Source organism: Ruoffia sp. FAM 24228 (assembly GCF_045528575.1).
GTDB lineage: Bacteria > Bacillota > Bacilli > Lactobacillales > Aerococcaceae > Ruoffia > Ruoffia halotolerans.
The window spans coordinates 1-3,670 of sequence record NZ_JBGQQZ010000110.1; the positions used below are offsets into that span (position 1 = coordinate 1).

General features: G+C 33.3%; 4 protein-coding genes and 1 pseudogene. 1 reads left to right on the top strand and 4 read right to left on the bottom strand.

Features of this window, described 5'->3' with window-relative positions:
• Positions 1-128: 128 nt before the first annotated feature.
• A pseudogene (locus ACEN33_RS11960) lies at positions 129-800 on the bottom strand (ABC transporter ATP-binding protein); the annotation flags it as partial.
• A 152-nt stretch (positions 801-952) separates the two neighbouring features.
• On the opposite strand from ACEN33_RS11960, the gene ACEN33_RS11965 reads away from it, so the two are divergent.
• On the top strand, positions 953-2,014 hold the full coding sequence (locus ACEN33_RS11965) for a histidine kinase (RefSeq protein WP_407090378.1): 1,062 nt from the start codon (positions 953-955) through the stop codon (positions 2,012-2,014).
• A 61-nt stretch (positions 2,015-2,075) separates the two neighbouring features.
• On the opposite strand, the gene ACEN33_RS11970 is transcribed toward ACEN33_RS11965, so the two are convergent.
• Genes ACEN33_RS11970 through ACEN33_RS11980 form a run of 3 tightly spaced genes read right to left on the bottom strand, consistent with a single transcriptional unit; the run spans position 2,076 to position 3,340 of the window.
• On the bottom strand, positions 2,076-2,633 hold the full coding sequence (locus ACEN33_RS11970; RefSeq protein ID WP_407090379.1) for a hypothetical protein: 558 nt from the start codon (positions 2,631-2,633) through the stop codon (positions 2,076-2,078).
• Positions 2,634-2,642: 9 nt separating this feature from the next.
• Positions 2,643-2,993: a hypothetical protein gene (locus ACEN33_RS11975; RefSeq protein ID WP_407090380.1), complete on the bottom strand. Its 351-nt coding sequence runs from the start codon at positions 2,991-2,993 to the stop codon at positions 2,643-2,645.
• 14 nt (positions 2,994-3,007) lie between these two features.
• Positions 3,008-3,340 carry a hypothetical protein gene (locus ACEN33_RS11980; protein WP_407090381.1) on the bottom strand — a complete coding sequence of 111 codons (333 nt, stop codon included), beginning with the start codon at positions 3,338-3,340 and terminating at the stop codon, positions 3,008-3,010.
• Positions 3,341-3,670: the final 330 nt, after the last annotated feature.

Below are 3,670 nucleotides of genomic sequence, written 5' to 3' on the forward strand. Positions count from 1 at the left end.
ATGAGACTAAAAAGTTTTTCTTTAGCTTAGAAAATCGATTAAAATATTTTAATTTCGATAAAGTGATCCAAAATTGAAAAATAACGACTAGAATAACTCAATATTTAAAAGTATGAATTATTCAGGTTCACTTTTTGTTGTAATTGTTCTAAAGTCCCATCAGCGATGTTTTGCCCTGAGTCCATGATTACAACGCGGTCACTAATTTGCTCTGCTTCGTCCAAATAGTGCGTCGTATACACGATAGTTGCACCGTTTTCGTTCAAACGTTTAATTCCCTCTAAGATAAAATTCCGACTTTGAGCATCAACCGCAACGGTTGGCTCGTCCATAAAAATCAAATCGGGTTGGTGAGCGATCCCACAGGCGATATTTAAACGGCGTTTTAATCCCCCACTTAATTTCTTTGGTATAAATTTGCTGTATTTATCTAATTCAACAAACTTAATTGCTTCATTAACTAAACGTCGGCGCTCAGCTTTATCTTCAATATATAAACCACAGAAGAAATCAATATTCTCAAATACAGTTAATTCTTCGAACAAAGCAACGTCCTGAGGCACTACACCGATTCTTTGCTTAATTTTATAGGTGTCAGGTTTTAATTCTTCTCCAAATACATCAATCTCACCTTTATCATAAGTGAGTAAGCCGAGGATTGAATTAATTAAAGTCGTCTTACCACACCCATTTGGACCAAGTAAGCCAAGGATTTCTCCTTTATATACCAATAAATTAAAATGATCTAAGGCTACTAATTTGCCATAGCGTTTTACAAGTTGTTTTACTTCTACTGCAATATTATCTGTCATTCTTTTCACTCCTTACTTGATTTGTTAACTTAAGTATAAAGGTAAATGCTTTCATGCAGTAGTGTCATTGCGCTAATTTTGATATGACATTTGTCATGAGTTTGGTAGAATGAAAGAAATAACCAACAAAGGAGGCAGCGATGAGAAGCAAAACTTTTATTATAGAAGCTTTATGGATGCTATTTATTACACTCAGTTTGCGATTAATGATGACTCAAGATGATATTATAGCGATTGTTTTAGAATCGCTACTATCCATTTGCTTCATCGCATTAAGTGGAATCATTGTTAATAAACGATTTCGAATGATGTTAAATATAGTCACTAGTCTCTTAAGTGTCCTCGTTGCTCCATCATATATTTTGTTATTACCGCTTGTCTACTTACTAACTTTTGATATTGGCTTTTACAGTTTATTAGTACTCCTGGTGGCTTTTATTATTAATCCAGGGAGTTATTATATGTTATTGATCGGAATTTTAGGGGTATATATCGCTGATCAAAGTCAACAAATCATTCAGCAACAAGCCTCGTTAAATGAAGTGAGAGATACGTTAACAGAAGAGCAATTACGGATGAAAAATCAAATGAAGGATTTAATTCAATCTAACCAAAAAGACGTCGATATTAGCATCTTGTCAGAGCGTAATCGGATTTCGAATGAACTACATGATGCGATCGGTCACTCGCTCGCCCGAAGTATTATTCAAATTGAAGCAATCATCATTGCGAATGATAATGATAAAATTGAAAGGCAACTCAATCAATTGCAAATTAATTTACGGCACGGAATGGATGACATTCGCCATACCATTCACCATATCCACCATGAAAGTCTAGACTTTGAAGTCAGTATTGACAATATGCGTGAGAAATTCGCACCGCTGATGATTAATTTTGATCTGCATACTGAAACTGAATTTAAATATAATCAGAAGAAAGATATCTTGTCGATTATTCGTGAAGCGATCATTAATAGTATTAAGCATTCTAATAGCACGCAAATGAATATCATCCTCCAAGAATTTCCAGAGCATAATAAATTGCTGATTAAAGATAATGGTACGGATTACGATGAGAATCAAGATCATTCTGAAGGCATGGGCAAGACAATTATTCGCCAGTTCGCTAATAAATACAATGCCCCCATCCTCTTCTACTATCAAAATGGGTATATTGTTCAGATGAACTTGCCTAAATAAAAAAATCTGATAGATTCCTCAAAAAGAACTCTGTCAGATTTTTTTATTAACTTTCATATACCTATTCCTCTATCACAAAGTCATAGGAGTTATATTCAATCGTATTATCTTCTGCACGGTTGAACTCAATGAGGTCTTCATTAAACAGTTTTACACGAATCGTCTCATCAGACTCGACAATCTCTGGGTTGGAAATAGTGAATACGACATTTCCCATAGGGTCAATGGATGAATAAATTCCTGATGACGCATGTTGAATTTGTTCAATCACATTAAAAACAGTCGGATTATTTTCTAAATCAAGTTGATCTTCAATCGCGTTAAAACTAACTCCTAACTCGTCTTGTAAGGCTTGTAAATCATCAGACTCGGTATTTGGATCCACTTGAGCAAGCAAGGCTTCATCTGTATGCTTAGATAATAACAGTATAATTTCCCTTGCCTCAGCTGCTTCATTATTTACTGTTATTTGAACATTGTCTGGCGTAAAGAAAATATGACTGATCGGACTTTCTTCATTATCACTGACATAACTTTGATTATCGTTGGCAGAGACGGGTGTTTGACTGATTAATAATAGTGACACAACTAGCATGACGTACTTAACTATTTTTTTCATTAGAATATTCTACTCCTCTATAATTAGTTTATTTATTGGATTACCTGAATTAGATGTCACATACCCAGTATAAGTCACATACCACGCATACATATTACTTCCAACTCCTCCTCCATATCTTCTCTCAGAATAAGATTCATATAACGTACCTTTATATAATCCGTCATTATATGAATAAGTTGATGAATAGCTAGGAGGAAATGAGCCATATCCAACAAATACTGTAACTGTCTTTTTGACAGTATGAGATAATAATCTATTTTCTATATCAAAACTGTCCGAAAATGATGCTTCAACAGTTAAAGGAGTTGTACTTCCAAAGGTAACAAATAATAAAATAATTATAACTATTTTTTTCATTATGATTATCCTTTCTATTTTACTTCAATAGGGGTTTTCGATGGCATAGGTATTGATGAACCAACCGGATATAAATAGCCACTATAGTATGAGAATGAGTTAGGTCGAGGAGTAAATCCAACTTTTTGTAAGTAGCCATGCCAATATCCATTATGATAATAATATACTGCTGGCCCATTACCAGAAACAGGATGCATTTCAATCCACATTCTTCTTACATCAAGTGGTTCAAACGAACTAGTAGTTATATCTATTTCAGTATTACTTTCAATAGCTCTTGCAACAGATGTTGGTAATGCAAAAGTAACAATTAAAAGTCCTGTTAAAAAAACTTTACACTTTTTCATAATTCACACTCTCCTAATTCTTTTTATTAGAGAAAATAATTCAAAATGACATATTTTCCACTTGTATTGTTAAATATATTATCTCTTACCTAATTCATAATTCGACTACTTTGAATGTTTAAGACACTCAGTGATTCATAACTAAGATTCCATACTCTATCATCGTGTGGTTCAAATATGAACTTATTATCATTAAAAATATAAGGTTCTTTGTCAAATCGTGTTGGTCAGAGATTTCCGAGGTAGAAAGCTTAAATGCTTTCTACCTTTTTTTATGCGACTTTAGTATTTAATTGTTTGTTGATCACTTTTTCTTCTTCAAAAGTTAAG